The following is a 26,354-nucleotide window of genomic DNA, read 5'->3' on the forward strand; positions in this document are numbered from 1 at the left end:
CCCACCGTCCGCCAGCCCCGTTTCGCCGCGCCCATGCCCCGCCAGCTCTTCGTCACCACCGCCCTGCCCTATGCGAACGCCGGTTTCCACATCGGCCACATCATGGAGTACACGCAGGCCGACATCTGGGTGCGCTTCCAGCGCATGGCGGGCTCCGAGGTGCACTTCGTCTGCGCGGACGACGCCCACGGCGCGCCGATCATGATCGCGGCCGAGAAGGCCGGCAAGACGCCGCAGGACTTCGTCGCGGCCATAGCGGCGGGCCGCAAGCAGTACCTTGACGGCTTTCACATCAGCTTCGACAACTGGCATTCGACCGACGGGCCGGAGAACCACGAGTTGTCCAAGGCCGTCTACCTCGCGCTGCGCCGCAACGAGCTGATCGAGACCAAGACCATCGAGCAGTTCTTCGACCCCGACAAGGCGATGTTCCTGCCGGACCGCTTCATCAAGGGCGAATGCCCCAAATGCGGTGCGAAGGACCAGTACGGCGACTCCTGCGAAGTCTGCGGCGCCGTCTACGCGCCCACCGAGCTGAAGAACCCGTACTCGGTGCTGTCCGGCGCGACGCCGGTGCTCAAGACCAGCGAGCATTTCTTCTTCAAGTTGAGCGACCCGCGCTGCGTCGAGTTCCTCGAGCAGTGGACGCAGACGCCCGGCCGCCTGCAGTCCGAGGTGTTGAACAAGATCCGCGAATGGTTCGCGACCGACGAGGACGGCGCCAACAAGCTCAGCGACTGGGACATCAGCCGCGACGCGCCCTACTTCGGCATCGAGATCCCCGACGCGCCGGGCAAGTACTTCTACGTCTGGCTGGACGCGCCCGTCGGCTACCTCGCGTCGCTGAAGAACTACTTCGGCAAGACCGGCAAGGACTTCGACGCCTTCATGGCGGACCCGTCGGTGGAGCAGGTGCACTTCATCGGCAAGGACATCACCTACTTCCACACGCTGTTCTGGCCCGCCATGCTGCACTTCAGCGGGCGCAAGACGCCCGACCACGTCTTCGTGCACGGCTTCATGACCGTCAACGGCGGCGAGAAGATGAGCAAGAGCCGCGGCACCGGCCTGGACCCGCTGAAGTACCTCAGCCTCGGCCTGAACGCCGAATGGCTGCGCTACTACATCGCCGCCAAGCTCAACGCCAAGGTCGAGGACATCGACTTCAACCCCGAAGACTTCGCGGCCCGCGTCAACAGCGACCTGGTCGGCAAGTACATCAACATCGCTTCGCGCGCCGCCGGCTTCCTGAGCAAGCGCTTCGACGGCAGGCTGAGCGGCGACCTCGGCGTCGAAGGCCGCACGCTGCTGGACACGCTGCGCGCGCACAGCGCCGCGATCGCCGAGCTGTACGAGACGCGCGAATTCGGCAAGGCGCTGCGCGAGATCATGGCGCTGGCCGACAAGGTCAACGAGTTCGTCGACCAGCACAAGCCCTGGGAGCTGGCCAAGCAGGACGGCATGGACGCCGCACTGCACGACGTCTGCAGCGTCTGCATCGAGGCTTTCCGGCTGCTGACGATCTACCTGAAGCCCGTACTGCCGGCACTGGCCGCACACGTCGAGGCCTTCCTGAAGATCGAACCGCTGCAATGGACCGACAGCGCCCGCGCGCTGGGCGCCCACCAGATCGGCGGCTACCAGCACCTGATGCAGCGCGTCGACATCGCCAAGGTCGAGCAGCTGTTCGAAGCGCCGCCAGCGCCCAAGGTGGTGCCGGGCGGCGAGGACATCGCCCCCGAAATCAAGATCGACGACTTCGCCAAGGTCGACCTGCGCATCGCCAGGATCGTCAAGGCGGAGCACGTCGAGGGCTCCGACAAGCTGCTGCGGCTGACGCTGGACGCCGGCGAGGGCCGCATGCGCAACGTCTTCAGCGGCATCAAGTCGGCCTACAGGCCCGAGGACCTGGAAGGCAAGCTGACGGTGCTGGTCGCCAACCTCGCGCCGCGCAAGATGAAATTCGGCGTCAGCGAAGGCATGGTCCTTGCTGCCAGCCATGCCGATGAGAAATCCACCCCCGGCATCTTCGTTCTCGAGCCCCACGACGGTGCCCAGCCAGGCATGCGAGTTCGCTGAAGCGCGCGACGGACCGCCCCAAAATCGGGGCCTCCGCCGCCTGATGACCCGAGCCGCCATGCCCACCGACTACGCGCGCCGACTGCTGGCCATAGAACGCACCGCCGAGGGCAACGCCCACCTGGGCTGGATGTTGGCCTTCGTGGCCGGCGCGACCAATGCCGGCGGCTTCCTGGCCGTGCAGCAGTACACCTCGCACATGACCGGCATGGTCTCGGCCGCGGCCGACGGCATCGTGCTCGGCCAGCCTCAGGCGCTGGCCACGGCGGCGGGCGCGCTGCTGGCCTTCGGCGCCGGCGCCGCCTGCACCTCGCTGCTCGTCAACTTCGGCCGGCAGCGCCAGGCGCACAGCATCTTCGCGCTGCCGCTGCTGCTGGAAGCCGCCTGCCTGATCGTCTTCGGCCTGATGGGCGCCTGGCTGGCGGGCCTGCAGGCGGTGTTCATCCCGGCGGCCGTGGCGGTGCTGTGCTTCACGATGGGCCTGCAGAACGCGCTGATCACCAAGGTCTCGCGCGCCGAGATCCGCACCACCCATGTGACCGGCATCGTCACCGACATCGGCATCGAGATCGGCCGCTTCCTCTACAGCCTGGGCGGCACGCCGGTGCAAGGCAATGCCGCCAAGCTGCGCCTGCTGGCCGGCCTGCTGCTGGCGTTCGCGGTGGGCGGCGTGACGGGCGCCTGGGCCTTCAAGGCCCTGGGCTACGCGGCGACGCTGCCCTTGGCCGCACTGCTCGCCTTCCTCGGCGCCGTGCCGGCGTTCGACGACCTCGACCGGCTGCGCGCCCGACCCACCGACTAAAATCGGCGGATTCGTTTGCGAGACCACCATGCCGCTGTTCTGGAAGCCCTACAAGTCCGAAGTCACCGCCTTCATCGAGCAGCTCAAGGCCCAGCGCCCGACGCTGGAAGCCGAGCAGCGCGCCGGCCGCGCCCTGCTGTGGGACAAGGAGCAGGACCGCAGCGCCCAGGCCGGCTTCAACGAAGCCAAGGTGCCCCAGCAGCCCTACGTCTATCAGACTTCCGGCAAGTAAGCCTTGATGGCCGTGGCTGACGAAGCCAGCCAGGCGGCATCCGCCGACTCGGGGCTGCCCGAGGTCGTCGATGCGGTCGCGGTGGCCCGCCTGTATGGCGAGCCGCTGTTCCAGATGCCGCTGGACCTCTACATCCCGCCGGATGCACTGGAGGTCTTCCTCGAAGCCTTCCAGGGCCCGCTGGACCTGCTGCTGTACCTGATCCGCAAGCAGAACTTCAACATCCTCGACATCCCGCTGGCCGACGTGACGCGCCAGTACCTGAGCTATGTCGAGCAGATCCGCCGCCACAACCTGGAGCTGGCCAGCGAGTACCTGCTGATGGCCGCGATGCTGATCGAGATCAAGTCGCGCATGCTGCTGCCGCCCAAGAAGAGCGAGGACGGCAAGGAGGCCGAAGACCCGCGGGCCGAGCTGGTGCGCCGGTTGCTTGAGTACGAGCAGATGAAGCTGGCCGCCGCGCGCCTGGACCGCCTGCCGCAGCTGGGCCGCGACTTCCTGCGCGCCCAGGTCCACATCGAGCAATCGCTGACGCCGCGCTTCCCCGATGTCGACACCAACGACCTGCGGGAGGCCTGGCTGGACATCCTCAAGCGCGCCAAGCTCAACCAGCACCACAAGATCAGCCGCGAGCAGCTGTCGGTGCGCGAGCACATGAGCATCGTGCTGCGCCGGCTGCAGGGTCAGCGCTTCGTCGAGTTCGAGGCCTTGTTCGACGTGACGCGCGGCCAGGCCGTGCTCGTCGTCACCTTCATCGCGATGCTGGAGTTGGCCAAAGAGCGCCTGCTGGAGATCACGCAGGCCGAGGCGTTTGCGCCGATCTACGTGCGGCTGGCCTACTCGGCCAACTGATCTCTTCGGATCACTTCCCGCGCAGCTTCTGCACCGTCATCACGCCGGCCAGCACCAGCGCGCCGGCCGCAACACCCACCAGCGCATTGGCGCCGTTCTCCAGCACCGCCGCCACCAGCCAGGCCTTGCCTTCGGACAGATGCACGATGGCATGGTGCAGTGGCCCAATGCCGTGCACGAGGATGCCGCCACCGACGAGGAACATCGCGGCGGTGCCCAGCACCGACAGCGCCTTCATCAGCCGCGGCGCCGCCGCCAGCAGGCCACGGCCCACGGCCCGGGTTGCCGCACCGCTGCGCCGGGACAGCCACAGGCCCGCGTCGTCCATCTTCACGATGCCGGCCACCAGGCCATAGACGCCAACCGTCATCACCAGCGACACGACCACCAGCACGGCCAACTGGCTCTGGAACGACGCGCCGGCCACCGTGCCCAGCGAGATCACGATGATCTCGGCCGACAGGATGAAGTCGGTGCGCACCGCGCCCTTGACCTTGTCGCGCTCGAAGGTCGCCATGTCCACCTGCGGGTCGGCGATCGCCTTGACCAGCTCTTCGTGGTGCGCCTTGTCCTCCTCCGCGCTGTGCAGGAACTTGTGCGCCAGCTTCTCGAAGCCCTCGAAGCACAGGAAGGCGCCGCCGATCATCAGCAGCGGCGTGATGGCCCAGGGCGCGAAGGCCGCGATCGCCAGCGCCGCCGGCACGAGGATGGCCTTGTTCAGCAGCGAGCCGCGCGCCACCGCCCACACCACCGGCAACTCCCGGTCGGCGTTGACGCCGGTGACCTGCTGCGCGTTCAGCGCCAGGTCGTCGCCCAGCACGCCGGCGGTCTTCTTGGCGGCGACCTTGGTCATGGTCGCCACGTCGTCGAGGATGGTGGCGATGTCGTCGAGAAGAACAAGCAGGCTGGAGGCCATGGGGCGCGGTGCGGTCGTGGAGAACGGCCGCGATGCTATCCGGCTCCGCCCGGTCTAGCGGTAATGACGGGCCAGGCTCTCGGCCACGCAGACCGGCTTGGCCGCGCCCTCGGCCTCGATGGCCACCTCCACCGTCAGCTGCTTCGCGCCGCCCGCCACGTCGTCCAGCGCCAGCAGCTTGAAAGCCGCGCGCAGCCGGCTGCCCACCGGCACCGGCGCGGTGAAGCGCACCTTGTTCAGGCCGTAGTTGACGACCATGCGCGTCTCGCGCACCGAGAAGCCGGTCTCGAAGAAATACGGGATCAGCGACAGCGTCAGGAAGCCGTGCACGATGGGCCCGCCGAAAGGCCCGGTTCTGGCGCGCTCGGGGTCGACGTGGATCCACTGGCGGTCCTCGGTCGCCTCGGCGAAGGCATTGACGCGGGATTGATCGACGGTGATCCAGTCACTGTGGCCCAGGGGCTGGCCGATCAGGGCTTGAAGATCGGCGAGGGTCTCGAAGATGCGCATGGGGTGGGCTGCGGCAAAGCTGTCGTGCAGGCACGGTAACCTAGCCGACCATGCCTGACAGTACCCCCCGCGACATCCTCGTCCTCGCCGCCCACCCCGACCTGGCCGGCTCCCATGCGACCCGCAGCGTGCTCGACGCACTGCGGGCCTCGCCCGCCGCCGGGCGGGTGGAGCTGCGCGACCTCTACCGCCTCTACCCGGACTTCCACATCCACATCGACGCCGAGCAGCGCGCCCTCGAAGCCGCGCGGCTTGTCGTCATGCTGCACCCCATCTACTGGTACAGCATGCCGGCGCTGCAGAAGCTCTGGCTGGACGAAGTGCCGCGCCTGGGCTGGGCCTACGGCCCCGGCGGCACGGCCTTGCACGGCAAGGATTTCTGGCTGGTCGGCTCCACCGGCGGCGGCGCTGAGGCCTATGCGCCGGGCGGCCACAACCACCACCCCATCGAGGCCTTCCTGCTGCCCTACGAACAATCAGCCAAGACCTGCGGCATGCACTACCTGCCGCCCCAGATCCTGCACGCCGCCCACCGCGCGACCGACGAAGAGATCGCCGCCCATGCCGCACTGTTCGTGAAGCGGCTGCTGCACTACCCCGAGTGGTGCCGGGCCCTCGCGGCGCCGGAGGTGGGCGACGAGGAGGCGGTGGCGCTGGACGAGCGGCCGCCGTTGTTCTCGCCCTTGGGAGCCGCGGAATGAGCCACGGCGCCTGGCTGCAACTGCCCCTGGTCTTTCTCGCCGCCGCGGTGCTGGCCGTGCCGCTGGCGCGCTGGCTGCGGCTGGGCTCCATCCTCGGCTACCTCGTCGCCGGCGTGCTCATCGGGCCGGCCGTGCTGGGGCTGATTCCCGAGTCCACCGCCATCCCCGAGGTGGCGGAACTGGGCGTCGTGCTGATGCTGTTCCTCGTCGGCCTGGAACTGGAGCCCAAGCGGCTGTGGGCCATGCGCCGGCCCATCTTCGGCTGGGGCAGCGTGCAGCTGCTGGGCTGCGCGGCGGCGCTGGCCGTGGTGGGGCTGTGCCTGGGCTACCCGTGGCGCCTGACGGTCGTCGTCAGCCTGGGGCTAGCCATGTCGTCCACGGCCGTCGCGCTGGCCGTGATGGCTGAGCGCAACCTCGGCCGCACAACAGCGGGCGAGAGCATCCTGTCGGTCGCGCTGCTGCAGGACATCGCCGCCATCCCGGTGCTGGCCCTCGTGCCCATCCTGGCGGTCAGCGGCGCGCATGACGACGGCGACGGCAAGACCTGGCTGGCGGCGGCCAAGGCCATCGGCGCCATCGTCGTCATCATCTTCGGCGGCCGCCTGCTGCTGCGCCCGGCGCTGCGCTGGATCGCGCACAGCAAGACGCCCGAGATCTTCACCGCCGCGGCGCTGCTGCTGGTGCTGGGGACCGCGGCGCTGATGCAGTTGGTCGGCCTGTCCATGGCCCTGGGCGCCTTCCTGGCCGGCGTGCTGCTCGCCGAGAGCGAGTACCGCCGCGAGCTGGAGACCGACCTGGAGCCCTTCAAGGGGCTGCTGCTGGGCCTGTTCTTCATCGCCGTCGGCATGGGTCTGGACCTGAAGGCCGTGGCCGCCCAGCCGGGCCTCGTCGTGCTGCTGGTCACGGCGCTGCTGGCCTGCAAGATCCTCGTGCTGGCCACGATGGCCAAGGCGATGAAGATTCCGCTGGTCGAGCGGCCCGCCTTCGTCATCCTGCTGGCCCAAGGCGGCGAGTTCGGCTTCGTCGTGTTCCAGCTCGCGCAGAGCGAAGGCATGATCAACGCGGCGCAGAACTCGGCGCTGGTCGCGTCCGTCGCGCTGTCGCTGGCGCTGACGCCGCTGCTGCTGACGGGCGGCGACCGCCTGATGTCACAGAAGCTCGCGCGCCGCGCTGCCAGGAAGCGCGGCGAGGCGCCACCCCCGCCGCCCGCGCCCATCATCATTGCCGGCAGCGGCCGCTACGGTCAGGTCGTCGCCCGCATGCTGCGCTCCAATGGCATCGAGGCCACCGTGCTGGACCACGACTCCGAGGCCATCGAGAGCCTGCGCCGCTTCGGCTGGACCGTTTACTACGGCGACGCGACGCGGCTGGACATGCTCAAGACCGCGGGCGCGGCGACGGCGCGCATCCTGGTCATCGCCATCGACGACATCGGCCAGAGCGTGGAGATTGCCGAGCTGGCGCGCGAGCACTTCCCGCAGCTGACCGTCGTCGCACGCGCCCGCAACGTGCAGCACTACTACCAGCTGCATGAAGCCGGCGTGCGCCACATCGAGCGCGAGACCTTCGACTCGGCGCTGATGAGCGCGCGCAGCGTGCTGGAGCTGACCGGCATGGAGCCCCATGCCGCGCGACGCCAGGCCATGCGCTTTCGGCGCCACAACATCGAGGTGCTCGGCCGCATGGTGCCGCTGCAGGGCGACGAGAACGCGCTGATCGCCGCCGCCAAGCTGGGCCGCCAGCAGTTCGAGCAGCAGATGGCGGCCGAGCGCGAGGCCGAGGAGGCGCACCGCCGCGCCCAGCGCACCGGCTGGGATCGGCCGGACGCAGGACCGGCGGCGTGAGGGCAGCGCCCGAAGCGCCAGACCAGCGGGCGTGCAGCGCTGCTTACCGAAGTGGTGAGGCGCGCGCAGTCGCTCGGATGTTGACGCGCCGAGCCGTTCGCTGACTGGCGACCGGTCAGCTGCCGCATGCAGGCTGAGACAAGCAGGCTGAGACAATCGCGACATGTTTGCCCCGTCCCAGCTCGAAGTCCGGCGCTTCTTCTGCGCCACCTACCGCAAGTGGCGCGACGGCGCGCCGCTGATCCCGATGGAGGCACTGGCGGCGGACTGGATCGCGGAGCACCCGGAATACCACGCCGAGCTGGCCGACGAGGCCGCGGCGCTGGAGAAGGTCTACACGGTGGAGGAAGGTCGCACCAACCCCTTCCTGCACCTGTCCATGCACCTGACGATCACCGAGCAGCATGCCATCGACCAGCCCTCAGGCATCCGCCAGGCCATCGACCTGCTCGCTGCCAAGCGCAATTCGCGCCATGAAGCCCACCACACCGCGATGGACGCCCTGGGAGAGATGATCTGGGCCTCGCAGCGCAGCGGCCTGCCGCCGGACGGTCACGCCTACCTCGACGCGGTGCGCCGCAAGGCCACCACCTGAGGCTAAACAGCCCCTCGCCCAGCCTCGCGTTGCTGAACGCGGGCGAGTCCGGTGGGTCCCCGGGGTAATGCGAAACGCAGAAATGAGTTGAGGCCGATCGCTTGACGAACCTACCAATAGGTAGGTAAATTGATGCCATCGAACCTCAGTGCCGGCTTGCCGGTCTGCCATGAAGCACTTCTCCGAATTGAGCCCCGCCGCGGAACGGGTGGTCGATGCCGCCGAGAGCCTGCTGCAGCTGCAAGGCTACAACGGCTTCTCGTATGACGACGTGGCGCAGCTGATCGGCATCAAGAAGCCCAGCGTGCATCATCACTTCGCCACCAAGGCCGATCTGGCCGCCATGGTGGTGCAGCGCTACACGCATCGCTTCCGCGAAGAGTTGTTGCGCATCGAGGGCGCCCATGCGCGGGCCCGTGACCGGCTGGCGGCGTATGCCGAGCTGTTCGACCGCACCTTTGCGCGCGAGCGCCGGCTCTGCGTCTGCGGCATGCTGGGGGCGGAGGCGCATGACCTGCCGCAAGGTGTGCGGGACGAGGTGGCACGCTTCTTCGACGTCAATCTGCGCTGGCTGAGCGACAGCTTCGCGCTGGGCCGCCGCGAGGGCGGGCTGGGCCCACGCGCCGAGTCCGAGGCACTCGCTCGGGCCTACCTCTGCGCTCTGGAAGGCGCGATGGTGGTGGGCCGCGGCCTGGCGGACGACCAGCGCCCGACCGCCGTGGGCACCGCGATGCTGGACCTCTGCTGGCATTGACTTAGGCCGGTCGCACCACCGCCATCCATCCCGACATTCCCCGGGCACCCGCGCGAGCGGGGGTGCCGTCACGGGCTCAGTCCGCTCGCGAAACCTACCAATTGGTAGGTAGTTTGAAGGAGATTTTCATGACCCATGACTTCGCAGGCCGCAAGCTCCTGCTCATTGGCGGTGGTGGCGGCATCGGTGCGCAAATGGCGGCTGATCTGCTTGAACGGGGCGCCCAGGTGGTGGTGGTCGGGCGCAGCGCGGCCAAGCTGCAGGTCTTGGCCGATGCGGTGGCGGCCCCAGACCGGCTGGCGGCGATCACGGCCGACATCACGACGCCCGCCGGCTTCGCGACGGTCACCGACGCGCTGCATGGCCCGCATCGGGACGTCGACCTGTTCGTCAACGCGGCCGGCGTGTTCGTCCCCAAGCCCTTCCTGGCGCACGAGCCGGCCGACTATGACGCCTACCACGCCCTCAACCGTGCCAGCTTCTTCCTCACCCAGGCCGTGGCGCGCCTGTGGGTGGAGGCCCAGCGCCCGGGCGCCATCGTCAACATCGGCTCGATGTGGGCCAGGCAGGCCATCGCGGCCACGCCTTCGTCGGCCTATTCGATGGCCAAGGCAGGCCTGCATGCGCTGACCCAGCACCTGGCGATGGAGCTCGCGCCGCACCGCATCCGCGTCAACGCGGTGGCGCCCGCCGTCGTGGCAACGCCGATCTACGAAAGCTTCCTCGCCAGGGACCAGGTGGAGCCGACGCTGCGCAGCTTCGACGCCTTCCATCCGCTGGGCCGCGTCGGCCAACCGCAGGATGTCGCCAGCGTCATCGCCTTCCTGTTGTCGGAGCAGGCGGGCTGGGTCACGGGCGTGGTGTGGGATGTCGACGGCGGCGTCATGGCCGGCCGCAACTGACGCGCGCAGGCACAAAAAAGCCACCTCGCGAGGTGGCTTCTCGTTCAGCGTGACGGATCAGGCCTGGTAGCTGCCGCCGACGCTGCGGCGCTCGGCCTTGCCGCCGGCGCCGTAGAGGCCGGTGGGCTCGCTGGGGATCAGCACGTCCAGTGCACGGTCCAGCGAGGCATTGCCGCGGGCGAGCGTCTCGCGCTGGGCGGCGAGCAGGCCGCCGGCGCGCACCAGGCGGTTGCGCAGCGCCGCGGGCACGGCGCCGGTGCGGGCGGCTTCGGTGAAGCTTTGCACCGCGCGGGCCAGGTGTTGGTGCAGGTCGGCCGAATGCAGCTCGATGGCGGCGGCATCGCGGCGGGCCAGGGCGTCGCCCAGGAGATTCAGCGCGGCCTCCACGGCCAGCAGCGGCTGCTCGAGTTCGGGGCTGAGGACGGTGAGCGAGACGGTGGCTGTCATCGGATTAGTGCTTGTTGGCGCGCGCGCTGAGCAATTCTTGCGCATTCGCGACCAGCTTGTCCGCAATCGCATTGGCGTTGACCGTGAACTTGCCCTCGGAGATGGCCTGCGTGATGCGGGCGACCTTGGCGGCATCGAAGCTGCCGTCGTCGGGACCGGCATTGGCAGCCAGCTGGGCGGCGCTGGAAATGGCCACCTGGGCGCTCGGCGCCGGGGCGGATGCGGTCTGGCGAACCGTGTCGGTCGTGACCGCGGCGTCCGGCTTGCGGGCGGCCGGGCGTTGCTCGGCCTTCGTGGGGCTGGCGCTGCCGTCAGGGCTGTTACCGATTTTCATGAGCTTCTCCAGGGTGCGGGGTGGGCCCCGCTGGGGCATTGCAGGGGGAGTTTCCCCTTGTATCGGCCCCGGGCCTAGGAACTTGAGTGGGATTTGGCAGGTTTTTACGGCCTGCTTCGGCGTTTCGTGGCAGTTTGCTCACAGCAGCAGCTCCACGCGGCGCTCGCCGACGGCCCGGCCGCTGGCGGTGCGGCCGCTTTCGAAACGCACCCTGACATCCTGGCCCTCGATGCCAGCGCTGAGGGCCTGCGCCTCGGAGGCGATGGCAAAACCCTCACCGGCGACCCGCACCTGCACGGTCTCGCCGGCGGCAAACCATTGGCGCGACTTCAATGCAGGCGCCCGCACGGCCTCGGCCGCGGCGAGCGGGCGGGCCAGCGTGCGCCCGATCAGCAGCGCAGCGTCGGTGAAGACAGCGCCGGGTTCGGCCGCGATGTCGATATCGGCCATCGCCAGCTGTTCTTGAGACAAATTCACACCGGCCGGCAGCGGGGCGTTGGCGACGACGACGCGGCCGTAAACCGACACGCGCACCGGCAGCGTCACGTTCCAGCGCGCCACGCCGTCGGTGCAGCGCAGGCCGATGCGGCTGCGGCCCCAGGCCGACATGCCGGGCGGCAGATAGGGTTGGACCTGCTGGCAGGGGGCCAGCCGCAGCCGCGCGTCCAGCTGGCCGATCTCGACGGCCACGCGGGTGCCGGACGGTGCCGTGGCACGGGCGGCGGTCTCAGCAAGCTGGCGCACCCGCTCGATGAGGGCGGGTTCAAGCACGGTCTGGGCCTGGGCAGCAAGCCCGGTCAGCAGACCGCACAACAGGAGCGCAATTCGACACAGCATGGGCCGTCACTCTAGAGACGGCGCGGGCGGCCCTAGATCGGAATTGACCGGCTTTGCCACCGCTATTCCCGCTCATGTTTTCCGGCCCGGTTCAGACAATTTGTGCAAGGAGCCATTCCGGCTTCACCACCCCGAAAGAGGGGCCACAGATGTTGAACCGACTCACCGACACGCTGAACTTCCAGACCCAGGCGCTCACGCTGCGGGCGGAGCGCCAGCGCCTGCTCGCCAGCAACATCGCCAATGCCGACACGCCGGGCTACCAGGCGCGCGAAATGAATTTCGCCAAGGCGCTGCGCGAGGCCACCGGCGAGGTCGGCACGCCCGGCGCCATGGCCACCACGCAGCGCGGCCACATCGCGCCGCTGGCCGGTGCACGGGGCGAGAGCGGCAAGGAGTACGCCCTGCAGTCCCAGACCAGCCTGGACAGCAACGGCGTCGACATGGACCGCGAGCGCGCGAGCTTTGCCGACAACTCGGTGAAGTACGAAGCCACCCTGCGCTTCATCAGCGGCTCGGTGCGCACGCAGCTCGACGCGATGAAGTCGCACAACCAGGGCTGAGGAGGGCTAGACCATGTCGATGTTCCAGATCTTCAATGTCGCCGGCAGCGCGGTCAGCGCGCAGAGCCAGCGCCTCAACGTGGTGGCCAGCAACCTGGCCAACGCCGACACCGTGGCCGGTCCGGACGGCCAGGCCTACAAGGCGCGGCAAGTGGTCTTCCAGACCGCCCTGATGGGCGCGGGCAACGACAGCGGCAACGCCGGCGTGCGCGTGACCAACATCAGCGAAGACCAGACGCCTGGCCGTCGCGTGCACGACCCGAAGCACCCGCAGGCCGATGCCGAGGGTTATGTGACCTATTCCAACGTGAACACGGTGGAGGAGATGGTCAACATGATCTCCGCCTCGCGCTCCTACCAAAACAACATCGAGGTGATGAGCACGGCCAAGAGCCTGCTGCTCAAGACCCTCCAACTGGGTCAGTCATGACCCACCCCCGAAGCGCTTCGCGCCTCCCCCTCAAGGGGGCGCACCCAGCGGCCCGGCAAAGCCGGTTCCGCGGCTGCCGCTGGACGTCGCGGCAGCCTGCGGCGCCGCAATTTGCCAACAAGGACTGAGCCATGGACATCACCGCACTCAACGGCAGCACGACGGGCACGCCGACCACCTCGGCCAAGAACGCCGCCGAGACGCAGGACCGCTTCCTGAAGCTGCTCGTCGCCCAGATGAACAACCAGGACCCGCTCAACCCGATGGACAACGCCCAGGTGACCAGCCAGATGGCGCAGATCCAGCAGGTCACCAGCCTGTCGACGCTGGACACCAGCATCAAGAGCCTGGGTGGCCAGCTGGGCCAGATGCAGGCGCTGCAGTCCATCTCGCTGGTGGGCCGCGAGGTCAGCGTGCCCAGCGACAAGATCCAGGTCGTCGGCGGCGAGGCCGAGGGCAGCTACGAGCTCGACGGCGCGGCCAAGAACGTCAAGCTGGAGATCCTCGGCGCCGCCGGCAATGTCATCGACACCCAGCAGCTCGGCGCCCAGGGCTCCGGCCGCCAGACCTTCACGTGGAAGGCCGGCGCCTTCGCCGCCGAAGGGGCGGAGGTCAAGTACCGCATCACCGCCACCAACGGCACGGCCGCCGTGCCGTCCACCACCTACGCCCATGACAAGGTCGAGGCCGTCTACAGCGATGGCGGCAGCCTGAAGCTGCAGCTTGAGCGCCTCGGCCCGGTCGACTACACGACGGTCTCGGCCGTCAACTGAACTTCTTCACCCTGCACGACAGCAAGGACTCCCCATGAGCTTCCAGCAAGGCCTTTCCGGGCTCAACGCCGCGTCCAAGAACCTCGACGTCATCGGCAACAACATCGCCAACTCCGGCACCTACGGCGCCAAGAGTTCGCGGGCCGAGTTCTCCGACGTCTACGCGGCCGCGCTGAACGGCGCGGGGCAGAACCAGATCGGCATCGGCACCTCGCTGCAGGCCGTGGCCCAGCAGTTCACGCAGGGCAACATCACGACGACCGAGAACCCAATGGACCTCGCCATCAACGGCGGCGGCTTCTTCCAGGTCAGCGACGGCGTGAACCCCACCCGCTACAGCCGCAACGGCCAGTTCAAGGTCAGCAAGGACGGCTTCGTCGTCAACAACGACGGCCTCAAGCTGATGGGCTACCCGGCCAACGGCGCAGGTGTCATCCAGCCTGGCACCGCGCAACCGCTGCAGCTGCCCACCGGCGGCATCCCGCCTGCAGTCACGTCGGAAGTGAAGATGGAGTTCAACCTCGACTCACGCCTGAAAACCACCGCGCCGGCCGGGGGCACCGGCACGGGCCTGGACCTGTCGGACAGCGCGACCTACAACAACGCGACGTCGATGACCGTCTACGACGCCAAGGGCCAGGACGTGGCCGTGACCTTCTACTTCCAGAAGGCCATCCCCGCCGCAGATGGCAGCGACACCTGGAACGTCTACGCCACCGCCAACGGCACGCCATTCGACACCGACTCGGCCGGCGCCCCCATTGCGATGGACGCTTTCGGCAACCCCACGACACCGTTCACGACGCTCACCTTCCCGCCCAGCGGCGGCGCGCCGAGCAGCCCGACCACGCCAGTCTCGATGAACATCCCGGCCGGCACCAGCGCCCGCGGCAATACGACGCTGGCGATTCCCAACATCCAGCTGGACATGACCGGCGCGAGCGAGAACGGCAGCAGCTTCGCCGTGACCAACCTGACCCAGGACGGCTATGCCCCGGGCCAGCTGACCGGCATCCAGGTCGCCAACAACGGCATCGTGCAGGCGCGCTATTCCAACGGCCAGAGCAAGCCGGCCGGCCAGGTCGAGCTCGCCAGCTTCCGCAACCCGCAGGGCCTGCAGACCATGGGCGGCAACGTCTGGATCCGCACCGTCAACTCGGGCGACGCGGTGGTGGGCGTGCCGGGCGACGGCAACATGGGCGCGCTGCAATCGGGCGCGCTTGAAGAAAGCAACGTTGACCTGACCGCCGAGCTGGTCAACATGGTGACGGCGCAGCGTGCCTACCAGGCCAATGCGCAGACGATCAAGACGCAGGACCAGGTCCTGCAGACGATCGTGAACCTGCGCTAACCGCTGAACGCGAGGACAGGCGATGGACCGCATGATCTACCTCTCGATGGCCGGCGCGAAGGCGGCCATGCAGCGGCAGGACGTGCTCTCGCACAACCTCGCCAACGTCACGACCAACGGCTTCCGCGCCGAGCTGCAGGCCTTCCGCGCCGTGCCGGTGCGCGGCGACGGCGCCTCCACGCGCGCCTTCGCGCTGGAAACCACCATCGGCTACAACGACGCGCAGGGGCCGCTCACGCCCACCGGCCGCAACCTCGACGTGGCCATGCAGGGCAAGTCCTGGCTGGCCGTGCAGGGGCTGGACGGCACCGAGGCCTACACCCGCGCCGGCTCGCTGGACGTGAATGCCGAGGGCCTGCTGGTCATGCGCAACGGCCTGCCAGTGCTGGGCGACGGCGGCCCGATCAACGTGCCGCCCAACAGCGAGGTGGCCATCGGCAGCGACGGCACCATCAGCGCCAAGCAGCCCAACCAGCGCCCGACGACGGTGGGCCGCCTCAAGCTCGTCACGCCCGAGACGACACAGGCGCTGACGCGCGGCGAGGACGGCCTGTTCCGCGCCGCCGAGGGCGACCTCCCGGCCGACCCCGCCGCGCGCCTGCAGGACGGCGCGCTGGAAGGCTCCAACGTCAGCCCCGTCGAAACCATGGTCGCCATGATCGCCGCGGGCCGCCAATTCGAGCAGCAGATGAAGCTGCTGCAGATCGCCCAGACCCAGGGCCAGCAATCGGCCAAGCTGCTTGGCAGCACTTAAGGAAACACCGCCATGATGCGCTCGCTCTGGATTGCCAAGACCGGCATGGAAGCCCAGCAGACCCAGCTGGACAACATCTCCCACAACCTCGCCAACGTGGCCACCAACGGCTACAAGCGTTCGCACGCGGTCTTCGAGGACCTGATCTACCAGAACATGCGCCAGAGCGGCGCCAACAGCACCGAGCAGACCACGCTGCCCACCGGCCTGCAGGTCGGCCTGGGCGTGCGGCCGGTGGCCACCGCGCGCATCTACACGCAGGGCAACCTGCAGCAGACCAGCAACAACCTGGACATGGCCATCAAGGGCGACGGCTTCTTCCAGATCCAGATGCCCGACGGCACGACCAACTACACCCGCGACGGCAGCTTCCAGCTCAACGCCAACGGGCAGATGGTCACCAGCAACGGCTACACGCTGCTGCCCGGCATCACGATCCCGAACAACGCGCAGAGCCTGACCATCGGCAACGACGGCACCGTCAGCGTCACGCTGCCCGGCCAGGCCACGCCGCAGACGGTGGGCCAGCTGCAGCTCGCCACCTTCGTGAACCCGGCCGGCCTGGACCCCAAGGGCCAGAACCTGTTCGCCGAGACGGCCTCCAGCGGCACGCCCAACACCGGCGCGCCCAACAACAACGGCATCGGCGCGCTGCAGCAGGGCTTCGTCGAAACCTCCAACGTCAACGTCGTCGAGGAGCTGGTGCAGATGATCCAGACCCAGCGCGCCTACGAGCTGAACTCCAAGGCCGTGCAGACGTCGGACCAGATGCTGCAGAAGCTCGCCCAGATCTGAAGAGACGCGTCATGAAGTACTTCGCCCTCCTTGCCTCCTTTGCCGCCACCGCCCTGCTCGCCGGCTGCGCCACGCCCTACCCCGAGCCCCAGGTCGAGCTGGCGCACACGCCGGTCGTTAACCTGCCGCCGGTGCAGCCCATGGCGCCCACCAACGGCGGCATCTACCAGGCCGCCAGCTACCGCCCGCTGTTCGAGGACCACCGCGCCCGCCTGGTCGGCGACACGCTGACGATCAGCATCACCGAGCGCGTCTCCGCCTCCCAGACCAGCACCAGCGAGCTGAGCAAGACCGGCAGCCTGTCGGCCGGCATCGCCGCGGTGCCCGGCATCTCGCCCAAGGCCTTCGCCCGCGCGACCGCCGAGGCGACGTCGGCCAACGACAACAAGGGCAAGGGCAGCAACCAAAACACCAACGAGTTCACCGGCGCCATCACGGCAGTCGTCACCGCCGTGCTGCCCAACGGGCACCTGATGATCAGCGGCGAGAAGCAGATCGGCGTGAACCGCAATGTCGACGTGCTGCGCTTCTCCGGCCAGGTCGACCCGCGCTCCATCGGCCAGGGCAATGCCGTCGCATCGACGTCGGTCGCCAATGTGCGCATCGAGCAGCGCGGCCGCGGCGCCGCCGCAGATGCTCACGCGGTCGGCTGGCTGTCGCGCTTCTTCCTGAACCTGGCGCCGAGCTGAGCGGGCGGCGCGGGCACGCTCAAAAAGTGCCCTCTGTGCAGCCATTGCCATTGCGCGGTTCAGTGCGCAGTGCGGGGCGGCAGTTGGCCGCCAGGACCGGTCAACACTTCGCGGCTACGATGCGGCGACCGGCATCGCTGCTCGGCAAAGTCCGGTCAGCAAGGCGGGTCTGAGGCACTTCAATGCGGCGGTTTTACCGTTCATTGCGGCAGACCAGCGCCAACCCCGCTGGCTGCTCGGCTGAATTTACGCGTTGCCCACCCAATGAAATACATCGCGGTTGCTTTGGTTCTATTTCTACAGCAGGGCATCGCTTCGGCCATGTGCATTTCGATGACCCTGGAGAGACAATTTCAGCGCGCTCAAGAAGTGATGATTGTTCGCGTCACCGAGGTGAAGAAGGAAGGTGAGGAGCGGCGGTACGATGCCAAATACCGTGCCAAGTACGTAGTTTTAGAGTCCTTCAAACGCCTCGCGGACAACCGAGATGACGTTTACTCCACGTCGGAAGTTCACGACATTGCCCTGAGTCCCGGTCAAACGTATCTCTTCTTCATTGCAGAAGATCGTCATGTAGGCAGCTGCGGGGGATCAAGGACGTGGCTGTGGAATTCGCCTGACAAGGATGAAAAGACGGCCGAGACGCTCACCAAACTGAGACGCTTGCGTGATCACGGCGCCTCGCAAGAAGCACCCTGAATCGCCCCGACTTTCGCGAAGGCTCGTTGGCTCAATCAGACGGTCGCGGCCTGACCATTGTGTTGTCGATGGCAGTTGCCTCGAACTCGACCGACGGGACGTAGCTCGGTAGGTTACGACCCCACCGTTGACGGGCGATGTCCATGTTGAGGTTCCCAAGGCCCACCCAAACCTACGGAATTGATCAAGCCTTGCTGGCCAGGTAGTCCACGGCCAGGTTGGCCAAGGCCCTGACCCCCACCTCTAGCCCGCGCTCGTCCACGACGAAGCGCGGCGAGTGGTTGGAGTACGCCTTGGTCGGCTCTATGTCCGGCGGCGTCACGCCGACGAAGAAGAACAGGCCCGGGATCAGCCGCTGAAAGAACGAGAAGTCCTCCGCGCCGGTGGCCTTGGGCACGACCTCGATGCCCATCGGCCGCGGGCCGGTGCTGGCCACGCGCGTCAGCGTGGGCACCATCTGCTCGGTCAGCACCGGGTCGTTGCGCGTCACCGGGTAGTTCTTCGTGATGCACACCTTGCAACTCGCGCGCGACGCCGCGGAGATGCCTTCGGCCAGCGTCGTGATGCGCTCGTGGATGGCGTCGCGCATGCCCTCGTCGAAGCTGCGGATGGTGCCGCGCATCTCCACCGAGTCCGGGATGATGTTCTCGCGCACGCCGCCCTTGATGGCGCCGATGGTGACGACGGCCGGCTCGCGGTTCAGGTCCAGCGTGCGGCTGACGATGGTCTGCAGCCCCAGCACGATCTGCGCCGACGTGACGATGGGGTCGATGCCCAGCCAGGGCGCGGCGCCATGCGTCTGCTTGCCCTGCACGGTGATCTTGAGCTTGTCGGAGCTGGCCATCGTCGGCCCCGGCCGGTAGCCGATGACGCCGGCCGGCTGGCGCGACGTGACATGCAGGCCGAAGATGGCCTGCGGCGTCGGGTTCTCCAGCGCGCCTTCCTTGATCATCAGCGCCGCGCCGCCCTCCTCGCCTTCGGGCGGCATCTCCTCGGCGGGCTGGAACAGGAACTTGATGCTGCCCGGGATGTCGGCGCGCAGGCTGGCCAGGATGCTGGCCACGCCCATCAGGATGGCGACGTGGCAGTCGTGCCCGCAAGCGTGCATGACGCCCACCTCCTCGCCGTTCCAGACCGCCCGGGCCTTGGACGCGAACGGCAGCTCCACCTCCTCGGTGACGGGCAGGCCGTCCATGTCGGCGCGAAGCGCCACCACGCCACCCGGCTTGCCACCCTTGAGCAGCCCGACGACGCCGGTGTGGGCGACGCCGGTCTTGACCTCGTCGAAGCCCAGCGACCGCAGGTGCTCGGCCACGATGGAGGCGGTGCGGAACTCGCGGTTGCCCAGCTCCGGATGCGCGTGCAGGTCGCGCCGCCAGGCAATGACTTGCGACTCCAGGGCCGCCGTCAGCGCGGCGATTCTGTCGCTGAGGGAAGGCTGCGGGCTCATGCGGCCGATGGTAGACCTCGACGGCTCGGCTGTGAGCCCGCGCGTGTCGGCCGGCCAACAGCCGCCGTAACCGACGTTTCGAATGGGGCCAGGCCGTGACGCCGGTCACCTTCCTATTCACCCAAGCCGTGGCGCCTGCGCGGCTACCTGCCCGTCAGCCGCCTCCAGCGGCGCTTCATGTCCAGCCACTGCCGCCCGCGCGAGCGGTCGATGCGTTTCACGTCGATCAGCGTGAGCGCGTCGCCGCAGCCGTTGACGGTGTGCAGGCCGGCCGTGTGGCCGTCGCTGGCCAGGTCGCCGGTCAGGCGCTCGATGCCCACCTCGATCTCCACGCGTTGCGGCGTCAGCAGAGGGAAGCGCAACAGCCGGGTGGCGCCGCCGTAGCCGGTGGAACTGTCCTGCACCGGCAGCGTCAGCACGCCGTCGCGGCCGACGAAGGGCCGGCCGGCCGGCCGGGCGCCGTCGCGGTTCACGCGCACCGGGTTGCCGGCCAACGGCGTCCAGGGGCCCCTCAGCACGGGAGCATGGGCGATGTGCAGCTCGCGCTGGTCGCGCGCGCCGGGGCCGACCAGCGTGTAGAACATCCACCAGCGACCGCCGTGCTCGATCAGCGCGGCGTCGGCTCCGGGCAGGCCCGTCAGCAGCGCACACTCGCGCTCCCAGTGGTTCAGCGAGGCGTCGGCCGCGCGGTAGAGGGCGATCTCGCCGGCCTGGTAGCTCTCCGGCACCATCCAGGCCTCGCCGTCGTGCTCGAAGACCTGCGGGAACGACAGGTGGAAGGGCTTGTCCAGCACCGTCGCCTGGCCGCGCCAGTGCAGGTCGGCCAGCGTGAACTCATGGCGCTCGATGGTGGCGCGCTTGACGCGGTAGTCGTAGGCCTCGACGAAGACATGCAGCGCGTCTGCGCGCACCAGGCCGAAGGGGTCGGCCAGGTAGCGCCAGGGGCCGGCGTCCGGCAGCCAGGTGATGCGGTCTCGCGCCGCGCTCAGCGTGCGCGCATCCAGGTCTGCGACGGGGACGGGAACGATGCCGACCTGCCAGAAGTCGGTGCGCGGCCTTTTGAACATCAGAGCTGCTGGGCGGCGTAGGCCTCGTCCGGTTCCTCTGCGTGTTGCAACAGCGCGGCACGGTGAAGCATCACGTCGCGGTAGAAGCCCAGCGTGCGGGCCACGGCGTTGGTGCGATCGTAGGCAGCGGTCGCGTAACTCACGCCGCGCTGCTGCGGCGGCAGGGCGCGCAGCCGCGCCAGTTCCTCGGCGATGGCGCAGCCCAGCAGTTGGGCATCGCCAACGGCCACAAGGCGCGCCGGCTGGCCGGCCAGCATCTCCCGCGGGCCCTGCGTGGCGGTGGACAACACCGGCCGCCCGGCACGCATGGCTTCCAGGATGGCCAGCGGGAAGGCCTCCTCCCGCGACGGCGACACGAACAGGTCGAAGGATTTCAGCGCCTGGTCGACGTCCGTGCGGTAGCCCAGCAGGCGGACCCGCGCGTCGCCGGCGGCCAGCGCCTTGAGCTGCGACTCGTCCGGCCCCTCGCCCAGGATGGCCAGTACGGCATCGGCCGGCGCGTGGGCCTTGAACCCCTGGATCAGCAAGTCCATGCCCTTGCTGGCGTGCAGGCGGCCCACGCTGCCGACCAGCAGCTGTTCCGGCGCCAGGCCCAGCTCCACGCGCAGGTCGCTGGGGCGGGCGGTGGCCGCGGGGGCGCGCTCCGGCGCCCAGTTGTAGATGACGCTGGCGAGCGCACCGCCCGTGGGCAACCCATCTTGCTGGGCCCGGTTCACGCAGACCAGGCCGTCCAGCCGTGCATGGTGGTGGGCCTTGTAACCGACATGCAGCGTACCGATGCGGGTGGCGCTGCGGGCGTGAGCCACCGCCTTGCAGGCCGGGCCGAGGTGGCCGTGGCAGACGTCGGCGCCGAGCCGACGCGCCAGCGCCGCCACACGCCAGCCGCGCAGCAGCGGCAGCTTCAGGCCGTGAAAGTGCACCTCCGCGGCCAGGGCGCCGGCGACTGCCGAGCCGGCCGAGCCAATGACGTGGACGCGGTACCCCAGCGCGGCCTGCGCGTTGGCCAGGTCGATGCAGTGGCTTTCACCCCCTGCGATGCGCGAAGAGAACACGACGTGGACCAGGGTCAACGGGTCGAAGGGAGGGGGCATGGCAAATTTCGGCAGGCGAGGCGTCAAGGCGGCAAACAAAACTTTACCGGTTGACACATTCCGAAACCTGTCAAATGCCCCAGGGTGGTGCAAACCCTGCCCGCGCCTGGGGGATCACAGCATGGCAGCAGCCGCGTCAGTGAGCTTGCTGCGCGCTGTCGGGGCGCTCCCCGCCCCGACCGGGGGCGGCGCTTGAGCCCCCGGTCAGCGTGCGCGGCTGACCCACTCGCTACGTGACTCGTCGTAGCGGTACATCATCAGGAAGCGCTGCGTCTCCATGTTGACCTGCTCGCGCGTCAGCGTGCTCATCTCGCGCGGCGCCTTCAGCGGCACCCAGGTGCCGACGGAATCGTCGTAGACGTTCATGCGCAGGAACTGGTCGCGCATGGCCAGCACCTCGGCGCGCGACATGACGCCCTTGGGCGGCTCCATGCCGGACTTCAGCACCCACATGCCGGTCAACTCGTCCCAGCGCATCAGCGCCAAGAAGCTGTCGCGGTCCATCTTCACCTGCTCGCGAGTCAGGTTCTGGGCGGTCGCAGGCAGGGCGATGGCGGACAGGGCCGTGGCCAGCACGAGGGGCAGCAGAGAAAGGCGTGTCTTCATTTCGGTCTCCAAGAGTGGGGGATGGAAAGGGTCGCTGTGCCGACTGGGCGCCTCAGTGCTTCACAGGTGGCCAGTGGTCGGGCGGGCGGCCCCGTCCTTACAGCGTGACCAGACTCTTGGCGCGTTGCGTCGCAAACCCCCAGGCCGGCGCGCCAGCCGAATCCCTGCGAGCAAGCGGTTCACGCGCAATGAGTCGTGAAAAATGCCATCCCTCCACCGGACCGGCCGCCCACGGCTTCGAAAAGCCGGGCGCTCCCCGCCCTTTTCAGCGGCTTGACGGGCTCAAGCATCCGCAGAATCGGTCGAGTGAAGTACCTGCAAGCCCTCCTCCTCGCCCTGGCCGTCGTGCTGGCCCCGGTTGCACCGGCGCAAGCCGCCCGCATCAAGGAAGTCGCGTCCGTCGCCGGCGTGCGATCCAACCCGTTGACGGGCTACGGCCTGGTCGTGGGGCTGGACGGCACCGGCGACCAGACGACCCAGGCGCCTTTCACCGGCCAGAGCCTGACGGCCATGCTGCAGCAGTTCGGCGTCATCCTGCCGCAGGGCGTGACCATGCAGCCGCGCAACATCGCCGCCGTGATGGTGACGGCTTCGCTGCCGCCTTTCGCGCAGCCCGGCCAGCAGCTGGACATCAACGTCTCGTCCATCGGCAATGCCAAGAGCCTGCGCGGCGGCACGCTGATCGCGACACCGCTGCGCGGCGCGGACGGCCAGGTCTACGCCATCGCCCAGGGCAACCTGGTGGTCGGCGGCGCCGGCGCCTCCGCTGGCGGCTCCAAGGTGCAGATCAACCACCTGAGCGCCGGCCGCATCCCGAGCGGCGCCCTCGTCGAGCGCTCCGTGCCCACGCCGCTGGCGCAGGGCGACAGCATCCAGCTCGACCTGAACAGCAGCGACTTCGCCACCGCCCGTGCCGTCGCCCAGGCCATCAACAAGGCCAAGGGCAACGGCACCGCCCAGGCACTGGACGGCCGCGTGGTGCGTGTGCGCGCCCCCGTCACTCCGGACGAGCGCGTCGGCTTCCTGGCCGACGTCGAGAACCTCGCCATCGACATGGCCTCGCCCGCCGCCCGCGTCGTCATCAATGCCCGCACCGGCTCCATCGTCATGAACCAGGCCGTCACGCTGTCGGCCTGCGCCGTGGCACACGGCAGCCTGTCGGTGACGATCAACTCCACGCCCGTCATCAGCCAGCCCAACGCCCTGTCCAGCGGCCAGACGGTCGTCACCGAGAAGGCCGACATCGCCATCCGCCAGGAGCCCGGCAGCCTCATCCAGCTGGCCGCCGGTGCGCGCCTGTCGGATGTCGTCAAGGCGCTGAACTCGCTCGGCGCCACGCCCCAGGATCTGCTCGCGATCCTGCAGGCGATGAAAAGCGCGGGCGCTTTGAATGCCGAGCTCGAGGTGATCTGATGTCTTCGTCCTTCCAGTCCATCTCCGGCCAGAGCCTTGGCAGCCTTGACGCCCTCAAGGCCTCGGCCGCACGCGATCCCAAGGCCAGCATCCGCGAGACGGCCAAGCAGTTCGAATCGCTGTTCATGCAAGAGGTCATGAAGAGCATGCGCGCGTCCACGCTGGCCAGCGGCATGCTGGACAACAACGCCACGCAGCTTGGCAGCGAGATGCTGGACACGCAGTTCGCCGGCAAGATGAGCGGCCTGCCCGGCGGGCTGTCGGACGCGATCCAGAAACAGCTGCAGCGCCAGATGGGCATCCAGGACCTGTCGCCCGAGAACATCAAGAAGAACAGCCAGACGACGCTGGCCCAGGCGCTGCCGGCGCTGGCCACCAAGGGCATCCCAAACCACGTGCAGAGCTTCATCCAGAAGCACGACGCCTCGGCCAAGGCGGCCTCCGCGGCCACCGGCATCCCGGCCAGCTTCATGGTCGCGCAGGCCGCGCACGAGAGCGGCTGGGGCAAGCGCGAGATCACCGGCACCGACGGCACCAAGAGCCACAACATCTTCGGCATCAAGGCCACGCCCGGCTGGACGGGCAAGACCGTCGACGTGCGCACCACCGAGGTCATCAACGGCCAGGCGGTCAAGGTGACGGCCAAGTTCCGCGCCTACGGCAGCTACGACGAGGCCTTCAAAGACTACGCCCGCCTGCTGGGCAGCAACGACCGCTATGCCAAGGTCGTGGCGCAAGCCCAGAACGGCAACGCGGCCGGCTTCGCGCGCGGCCTGCAGCAGGCCGGCTATGCGACCGACCCTGCCTACGCGGAGAAAATCGCCAAGACCATCCACACCACCCAGCGTGTCCAAAGCACGCTGATGGCCTGAGGACCTAGAAGATGGCCGGCCTGCTTTCCCTCGGCGCCCGCGCGATGTTCGCCAACCAGGCGGCATTGCAGACCATTGGCCAGAACATCGCCAATGCGAACACGGTCGGCTATTCGCGCCAGTCGGTCACGCTGACGACCTCGCCGGGCCAGTACACCGGCGCGGGCTTCTTCGGCAAGGGCGTGGACGTGCAGACCGTCGTGCGCTCGCACAACGAGTTCCTGACCAAGGAGGCCGCCAGCTCCAAGTCCACCGCCTCGGCCGATGCGACGCGCGCCGAGCAGCTGTCGCGCATGGAGAAGATCTTCCAGCCCGGCACCGAAGGCCTGGGCTATGCCGCCAGCCAGTTCCTCAACGCCATGGTCGACGTGACCAGCCGGCCGAGCGATCCCTCGGCCCGCCAGGTGGCGCTGGGCCGCGCCAGCGAGATGGCCGTGCGTTTCGCCAACGCGGGCGCGCAGCTGACCGACCTGCAGAGCGGCGTCGTCAGCGATCTCAAGGCCTCGGTCACCGTCGTCAACCAGCTCGCCCAGCAGATTGCCAACGTCAACGACCAGATCTCCAAGACGCGCGGCAGCGGCCACACGCCCAACGACCTGCTGGACCAGCGCGACCGCCTGATCTCGCAGCTCGGCGAATACGTGGCCGTCACGACGCTGCCGGCGGACGACGACACCGTCGGCGTCTTCATCGGCGGCGGCCAGCGCCTGGTGCTGGGCAACCAGGCCTCGGCGCTGCAGGTGTCGGCCGACAGCTACGACCCGCAGCGCGCCGTGTTGTCGCTGAAGGAAGGCAATATCAACCGCGCTCTGGATGAAAGCGTGCTGACCGGCGGCTCCATGGCCGCGCTGCTGGCCTTCCAGAACAGCGACCTGCAGGACGCCAAGAACATGCTCGGCCAGCTGGCCGCGGCCATCGGCACGCGCGTCAACGACCAGAACGCCCTCGGCCTGAACCTGTCCAACCCGCCGGGCAAGGGCGGAAACATCTTCAACGTCGCGGCGCCGCGCGTGATGGCGGCCGCCAGCAACGCGCGCAACCCCGACGGCAGCCTCGTCTCGGGCGTGCAGGCCAGCATCGTCAATGCCGGGCAGCTGCAGGCCAGCAGCTACAAGCTGACCTCCAGCGCACCGGGCAGCTACGAGGTGACGCGGCTGTCCGACGGGCTGGTGCGCACCGTCAACGACGGCGACACGCTGGACGGCTTCCAGATCAGCTTCGCGCCCTCGGCCCCGGCGGTGGGCGAGAGCTTCCTCATCGAGCCGGTCGGCTCGGCGGCGCTGGAGATGCGCCGCGTGCTCGACAACCCGAACGGCCTGGCCGCGGCGTCGCCGCTGACGGCGTCCGCCTCGGTCAACAACACCGGCACCGCCAGCGTCGACAGCGTCTACGCCGTCAACGGCAGCTTCGACGCGGCCCGCGCGCCCATCACGCTGGAGTTCGGCGACCCCGACCCCGCCAACGCCGCCAACCTGCAGTACACGCTGACGCTGGCGGACGGCAGCGTGCTCAGCGGCATCTGGAGCCCTGGCCAGCCCATCGGCAACCAGCCGGCGGCCGGCATCGACCTCGGCTTCGAGCTGCGCACCAACGGCGTGCCGCGCAAGGGCGACCGGATCGCGCTGGACCCGACGATCTACACGGCGACGAACAACGGCAACGCCAAGGCCTTCCTGAACATCCAGTCCGAGGGCTTCGTCGGCCGGCAGCTGCAGCCCGACGGCAGCATCACCGCAGGCGCCACCATCACCGACGCCTATGCCAGCACGATGAGCGAGATCGGCGCGCGCGTGCAGAGCGCGGGCTACCTGTCTGGCGTGTCGACCAGCGTCGCCGCCGACGCCGAGGCCACGCGCGCCGGCCAGGCCGGCGTCAACCTGGACGAGGAAGCGGCGCGGCTGATGCAGTTCCAGCAGAACTACCAGGCCGCCGCCAAGGTGTTGCAGACGGCGCAGGCGCTGTTCGACGAACTGATGCGCATCGCCGCTCGATAGGC

General features: G+C 68.6%; 29 protein-coding genes. 20 read left to right on the forward strand and 9 right to left on the reverse strand.

Going from position 1 to position 26,354, the window contains the following annotated elements; all coding sequences use genetic code 11:
* Positions 1-33: 33 nt before the first annotated feature.
* The 4 genes from metG to ASD35_RS23745 are packed head-to-tail and all read left to right on the forward strand — an operon-like array spanning position 34 to position 3,965.
* Positions 34-2,079, forward strand: coding sequence for a methionine--tRNA ligase (gene metG / locus ASD35_RS23730; RefSeq protein ID WP_056877366.1), 2,046 nt, complete (start codon positions 34-36; stop codon positions 2,077-2,079).
* 58 nt (positions 2,080-2,137) lie between these two features.
* Positions 2,138-2,881, forward strand: a complete 744-nt coding sequence (locus ASD35_RS23735) for a YoaK family protein (protein ID WP_056877367.1) — start codon at positions 2,138-2,140, stop codon at positions 2,879-2,881.
* Positions 2,882-2,909: 28 nt separating this feature from the next.
* Positions 2,910-3,113, forward strand: coding sequence for a DUF3460 family protein (locus ASD35_RS23740; RefSeq protein WP_056877368.1), 204 nt, complete (start codon positions 2,910-2,912; stop codon positions 3,111-3,113).
* Positions 3,114-3,119: 6 nt separating this feature from the next.
* The gene (locus tag ASD35_RS23745) at positions 3,120-3,965 is read left to right on the forward strand and encodes a ScpA family protein (RefSeq protein ID WP_056877369.1); all 846 of its coding nucleotides are present in this window, start codon (positions 3,120-3,122) and stop codon (positions 3,963-3,965) included.
* Between the two features lie 10 nt (positions 3,966-3,975).
* Here the strand turns inward: ASD35_RS23745 and ASD35_RS23750 are convergent, their stop codons facing one another.
* Together ASD35_RS23750 and ASD35_RS23755 are read right to left on the reverse strand one after the other, a co-directional pair.
* Positions 3,976-4,881: a DUF808 domain-containing protein gene (locus ASD35_RS23750; protein WP_056877370.1), complete on the reverse strand. Its 906-nt coding sequence runs from the start codon at positions 4,879-4,881 to the stop codon at positions 3,976-3,978.
* A 54-nt stretch (positions 4,882-4,935) separates the two neighbouring features.
* Positions 4,936-5,391: a MaoC family dehydratase gene (locus tag ASD35_RS23755; protein ID WP_056877371.1), complete on the reverse strand. Its 456-nt coding sequence runs from the start codon at positions 5,389-5,391 to the stop codon at positions 4,936-4,938.
* Positions 5,392-5,441: 50 nt separating this feature from the next.
* Here ASD35_RS23755 and ASD35_RS23760 point away from each other — a divergent pair, with 50 nt between their 5' ends.
* From ASD35_RS23760 to ASD35_RS23780, 5 genes are all read left to right on the forward strand, one after another.
* Positions 5,442-6,092 (forward strand): NAD(P)H-dependent oxidoreductase, encoded by a 651-nt coding sequence (locus ASD35_RS23760; RefSeq protein WP_082580385.1) that lies wholly within the window; start codon positions 5,442-5,444, stop codon positions 6,090-6,092.
* The gene (gene kefC / locus ASD35_RS23765; RefSeq protein WP_056877372.1) at positions 6,089-7,936 is read left to right on the forward strand and encodes a glutathione-regulated potassium-efflux system protein KefC; all 1,848 of its coding nucleotides are present in this window, start codon (positions 6,089-6,091) and stop codon (positions 7,934-7,936) included. Before ASD35_RS23760 ends, kefC begins: the two co-directional genes overlap by 4 nt.
* 163 nt (positions 7,937-8,099) lie before the next feature.
* Positions 8,100-8,531: a DUF1841 family protein gene (locus ASD35_RS23770; RefSeq protein ID WP_056877373.1), complete on the forward strand. Its 432-nt coding sequence runs from the start codon at positions 8,100-8,102 to the stop codon at positions 8,529-8,531.
* Between the two features lie 169 nt (positions 8,532-8,700).
* Positions 8,701-9,285, forward strand: coding sequence for a TetR/AcrR family transcriptional regulator (locus ASD35_RS23775; protein WP_056877374.1), 585 nt, complete (start codon positions 8,701-8,703; stop codon positions 9,283-9,285).
* Between the two features lie 128 nt (positions 9,286-9,413).
* Positions 9,414-10,187 (forward strand): SDR family NAD(P)-dependent oxidoreductase, encoded by a 774-nt coding sequence (locus ASD35_RS23780; protein WP_056877508.1) that lies wholly within the window; start codon positions 9,414-9,416, stop codon positions 10,185-10,187.
* Between the two features lie 57 nt (positions 10,188-10,244).
* Here the strand turns inward: ASD35_RS23780 and ASD35_RS23785 are convergent, their stop codons facing one another.
* From ASD35_RS23785 to flgA, 3 genes are all read right to left on the reverse strand, one after another.
* Positions 10,245-10,634 (reverse strand): hypothetical protein, encoded by a 390-nt coding sequence (locus tag ASD35_RS23785; RefSeq protein WP_056877375.1) that lies wholly within the window; start codon positions 10,632-10,634, stop codon positions 10,245-10,247.
* A 4-nt stretch (positions 10,635-10,638) separates the two neighbouring features.
* Positions 10,639-10,968 carry a flagellar biosynthesis anti-sigma factor FlgM gene (flgM, locus tag ASD35_RS23790; RefSeq protein WP_056877376.1) on the reverse strand — a complete coding sequence of 110 codons (330 nt, stop codon included), beginning with the start codon at positions 10,966-10,968 and terminating at the stop codon, positions 10,639-10,641.
* A gap of 138 nt (positions 10,969-11,106) precedes the next feature.
* On the reverse strand, positions 11,107-11,739 hold the full coding sequence (flgA, locus tag ASD35_RS23795) for a flagellar basal body P-ring formation chaperone FlgA (RefSeq protein WP_235538436.1): 633 nt from the start codon (positions 11,737-11,739) through the stop codon (positions 11,107-11,109).
* Between the two features lie 215 nt (positions 11,740-11,954).
* Between flgA and flgB the strand changes: the two genes are divergently transcribed.
* From flgB to ASD35_RS23835, 8 genes are all read left to right on the forward strand, one after another.
* Positions 11,955-12,368 (forward strand): flagellar basal body rod protein FlgB, encoded by a 414-nt coding sequence (gene flgB, locus ASD35_RS23800; RefSeq protein ID WP_056877378.1) that lies wholly within the window; start codon positions 11,955-11,957, stop codon positions 12,366-12,368.
* 13 nt (positions 12,369-12,381) lie between these two features.
* Complete coding sequence (gene flgC / locus ASD35_RS23805) at positions 12,382-12,798, forward strand: flagellar basal body rod protein FlgC (protein ID WP_056877379.1); 417 nt, start codon at positions 12,382-12,384, stop codon at positions 12,796-12,798.
* Positions 12,799-12,929: 131 nt separating this feature from the next.
* Positions 12,930-13,571 carry a flagellar hook assembly protein FlgD gene (locus ASD35_RS23810; protein WP_056877380.1) on the forward strand — a complete coding sequence of 214 codons (642 nt, stop codon included), beginning with the start codon at positions 12,930-12,932 and terminating at the stop codon, positions 13,569-13,571.
* Positions 13,572-13,605: 34 nt separating this feature from the next.
* Positions 13,606-14,922, forward strand: coding sequence for a flagellar hook protein FlgE (gene flgE, locus ASD35_RS23815; RefSeq protein ID WP_056877381.1), 1,317 nt, complete (start codon positions 13,606-13,608; stop codon positions 14,920-14,922).
* A gap of 22 nt (positions 14,923-14,944) precedes the next feature.
* The gene (gene flgF, locus ASD35_RS23820) at positions 14,945-15,676 is read left to right on the forward strand and encodes a flagellar basal-body rod protein FlgF (protein ID WP_056877382.1); all 732 of its coding nucleotides are present in this window, start codon (positions 14,945-14,947) and stop codon (positions 15,674-15,676) included.
* 12 nt (positions 15,677-15,688) lie between these two features.
* On the forward strand, positions 15,689-16,471 hold the full coding sequence (gene flgG / locus ASD35_RS23825; protein ID WP_056877383.1) for a flagellar basal-body rod protein FlgG: 783 nt from the start codon (positions 15,689-15,691) through the stop codon (positions 16,469-16,471).
* Between the two features lie 11 nt (positions 16,472-16,482).
* Positions 16,483-17,160: a flagellar basal body L-ring protein FlgH gene (locus ASD35_RS23830; protein WP_056877384.1), complete on the forward strand. Its 678-nt coding sequence runs from the start codon at positions 16,483-16,485 to the stop codon at positions 17,158-17,160.
* 264 nt (positions 17,161-17,424) lie between these two features.
* Complete coding sequence (locus tag ASD35_RS23835) at positions 17,425-17,859, forward strand: hypothetical protein (protein ID WP_056877385.1); 435 nt, start codon at positions 17,425-17,427, stop codon at positions 17,857-17,859.
* Between the two features lie 184 nt (positions 17,860-18,043).
* Here ASD35_RS23835 and ASD35_RS23840 read toward each other — a convergent pair whose 3' ends face one another.
* The 4 genes from ASD35_RS23840 to ASD35_RS23855 all read right to left on the reverse strand — a co-directional run bounded on the left by ASD35_RS23840 (position 18,044) and on the right by ASD35_RS23855 (position 22,073).
* Positions 18,044-19,309 carry an amidohydrolase gene (locus tag ASD35_RS23840; protein ID WP_056877386.1) on the reverse strand — a complete coding sequence of 422 codons (1,266 nt, stop codon included), beginning with the start codon at positions 19,307-19,309 and terminating at the stop codon, positions 18,044-18,046.
* 143 nt (positions 19,310-19,452) lie between these two features.
* Positions 19,453-20,376: a hypothetical protein gene (locus ASD35_RS23845; RefSeq protein ID WP_056877387.1), complete on the reverse strand. Its 924-nt coding sequence runs from the start codon at positions 20,374-20,376 to the stop codon at positions 19,453-19,455.
* Positions 20,376-21,467, reverse strand: a complete 1,092-nt coding sequence (locus ASD35_RS23850) for a glycosyltransferase (RefSeq protein WP_082580386.1) — start codon at positions 21,465-21,467, stop codon at positions 20,376-20,378. The genes ASD35_RS23845 and ASD35_RS23850 overlap by 1 nt, the downstream gene beginning before the upstream one ends.
* A 204-nt stretch (positions 21,468-21,671) precedes the next feature.
* Positions 21,672-22,073, reverse strand: a complete 402-nt coding sequence (locus ASD35_RS23855; protein WP_056877389.1) for a hypothetical protein — start codon at positions 22,071-22,073, stop codon at positions 21,672-21,674.
* 306 nt (positions 22,074-22,379) lie between these two features.
* On the opposite strand from ASD35_RS23855, the gene ASD35_RS23860 reads away from it, so the two are divergent.
* From ASD35_RS23860 to flgK, 3 genes are read left to right on the forward strand one after another with little or no spacing between them, the layout of a single operon-like run.
* A complete protein-coding gene (locus ASD35_RS23860; protein WP_056877390.1) occupies positions 22,380-23,486 on the forward strand; it encodes a flagellar basal body P-ring protein FlgI in 1,107 nt (368 codons plus the stop codon).
* Positions 23,486-24,358: a flagellar assembly peptidoglycan hydrolase FlgJ gene (gene flgJ, locus ASD35_RS23865; protein ID WP_056877391.1), complete on the forward strand. Its 873-nt coding sequence runs from the start codon at positions 23,486-23,488 to the stop codon at positions 24,356-24,358. The genes ASD35_RS23860 and flgJ overlap by 1 nt, the downstream gene beginning before the upstream one ends.
* Positions 24,359-24,369: 11 nt before the next feature.
* Positions 24,370-26,352, forward strand: coding sequence for a flagellar hook-associated protein FlgK (gene flgK, locus ASD35_RS23870; RefSeq protein WP_056877392.1), 1,983 nt, complete (start codon positions 24,370-24,372; stop codon positions 26,350-26,352).
* The last annotated feature ends 2 nt before the right edge of the window (positions 26,353-26,354 follow it).

It is taken from the genome of Pelomonas sp. Root1444 (genome assembly GCF_001426885.1).
Lineage (GTDB): Bacteria > Pseudomonadota > Gammaproteobacteria > Burkholderiales > Burkholderiaceae_C > Pelomonas.

Coding starts and splice junctions, on each gene's coding strand:
- ASD35_RS23785 (WP_056877375.1), bottom strand. CDS start 10,634: ATGACAGCCACCGTCTCGCTCACCGTCCTCAGCCCCGAACTCGAGCAG.
- ASD35_RS23840 (WP_056877386.1), bottom strand. CDS start 19,309: ATGAGCCCGCAGCCTTCCCTCAGCGACAGAATCGCCGCGCTGACGGCG.
- ASD35_RS23740 (WP_056877368.1), top strand. CDS start 2,910: ATGCCGCTGTTCTGGAAGCCCTACAAGTCCGAAGTCACCGCCTTCATC.
- flgJ (WP_056877391.1), top strand. CDS start 23,486: ATGTCTTCGTCCTTCCAGTCCATCTCCGGCCAGAGCCTTGGCAGCCTT.
- flgM (WP_056877376.1), bottom strand. CDS start 10,968: ATGAAAATCGGTAACAGCCCTGACGGCAGCGCCAGCCCCACGAAGGCC.
- flgC (WP_056877379.1), top strand. CDS start 12,382: ATGTCGATGTTCCAGATCTTCAATGTCGCCGGCAGCGCGGTCAGCGCG.
- ASD35_RS23810 (WP_056877380.1), top strand. CDS start 12,930: ATGGACATCACCGCACTCAACGGCAGCACGACGGGCACGCCGACCACC.
- metG (WP_056877366.1), top strand. CDS start 34: ATGCCCCGCCAGCTCTTCGTCACCACCGCCCTGCCCTATGCGAACGCC.
- flgE (WP_056877381.1), top strand. CDS start 13,606: ATGAGCTTCCAGCAAGGCCTTTCCGGGCTCAACGCCGCGTCCAAGAAC.
- ASD35_RS23750 (WP_056877370.1), bottom strand. CDS start 4,881: ATGGCCTCCAGCCTGCTTGTTCTTCTCGACGACATCGCCACCATCCTC.
- flgF (WP_056877382.1), top strand. CDS start 14,945: ATGGACCGCATGATCTACCTCTCGATGGCCGGCGCGAAGGCGGCCATG.
- ASD35_RS23735 (WP_056877367.1), top strand. CDS start 2,138: ATGCCCACCGACTACGCGCGCCGACTGCTGGCCATAGAACGCACCGCC.
- ASD35_RS23770 (WP_056877373.1), top strand. CDS start 8,100: ATGTTTGCCCCGTCCCAGCTCGAAGTCCGGCGCTTCTTCTGCGCCACC.
- ASD35_RS23775 (WP_056877374.1), top strand. CDS start 8,701: ATGAAGCACTTCTCCGAATTGAGCCCCGCCGCGGAACGGGTGGTCGAT.
- ASD35_RS23855 (WP_056877389.1), bottom strand. CDS start 22,073: ATGAAGACACGCCTTTCTCTGCTGCCCCTCGTGCTGGCCACGGCCCTG.
- flgK (WP_056877392.1), top strand. CDS start 24,370: ATGGCCGGCCTGCTTTCCCTCGGCGCCCGCGCGATGTTCGCCAACCAG.
- ASD35_RS23745 (WP_056877369.1), top strand. CDS start 3,120: ATGGCCGTGGCTGACGAAGCCAGCCAGGCGGCATCCGCCGACTCGGGG.
- ASD35_RS23755 (WP_056877371.1), bottom strand. CDS start 5,391: ATGCGCATCTTCGAGACCCTCGCCGATCTTCAAGCCCTGATCGGCCAG.
- flgG (WP_056877383.1), top strand. CDS start 15,689: ATGATGCGCTCGCTCTGGATTGCCAAGACCGGCATGGAAGCCCAGCAG.
- ASD35_RS23835 (WP_056877385.1), top strand. CDS start 17,425: ATGAAATACATCGCGGTTGCTTTGGTTCTATTTCTACAGCAGGGCATC.
- ASD35_RS23845 (WP_056877387.1), bottom strand. CDS start 20,376: ATGTTCAAAAGGCCGCGCACCGACTTCTGGCAGGTCGGCATCGTTCCC.
- ASD35_RS23850 (WP_082580386.1), bottom strand. CDS start 21,467: ATGCCCCCTCCCTTCGACCCGTTGACCCTGGTCCACGTCGTGTTCTCT.
- kefC (WP_056877372.1), top strand. CDS start 6,089: ATGAGCCACGGCGCCTGGCTGCAACTGCCCCTGGTCTTTCTCGCCGCC.
- flgB (WP_056877378.1), top strand. CDS start 11,955: ATGTTGAACCGACTCACCGACACGCTGAACTTCCAGACCCAGGCGCTC.
- ASD35_RS23830 (WP_056877384.1), top strand. CDS start 16,483: ATGAAGTACTTCGCCCTCCTTGCCTCCTTTGCCGCCACCGCCCTGCTC.
- ASD35_RS23760 (WP_082580385.1), top strand. CDS start 5,442: ATGCCTGACAGTACCCCCCGCGACATCCTCGTCCTCGCCGCCCACCCC.
- ASD35_RS23780 (WP_056877508.1), top strand. CDS start 9,414: ATGACCCATGACTTCGCAGGCCGCAAGCTCCTGCTCATTGGCGGTGGT.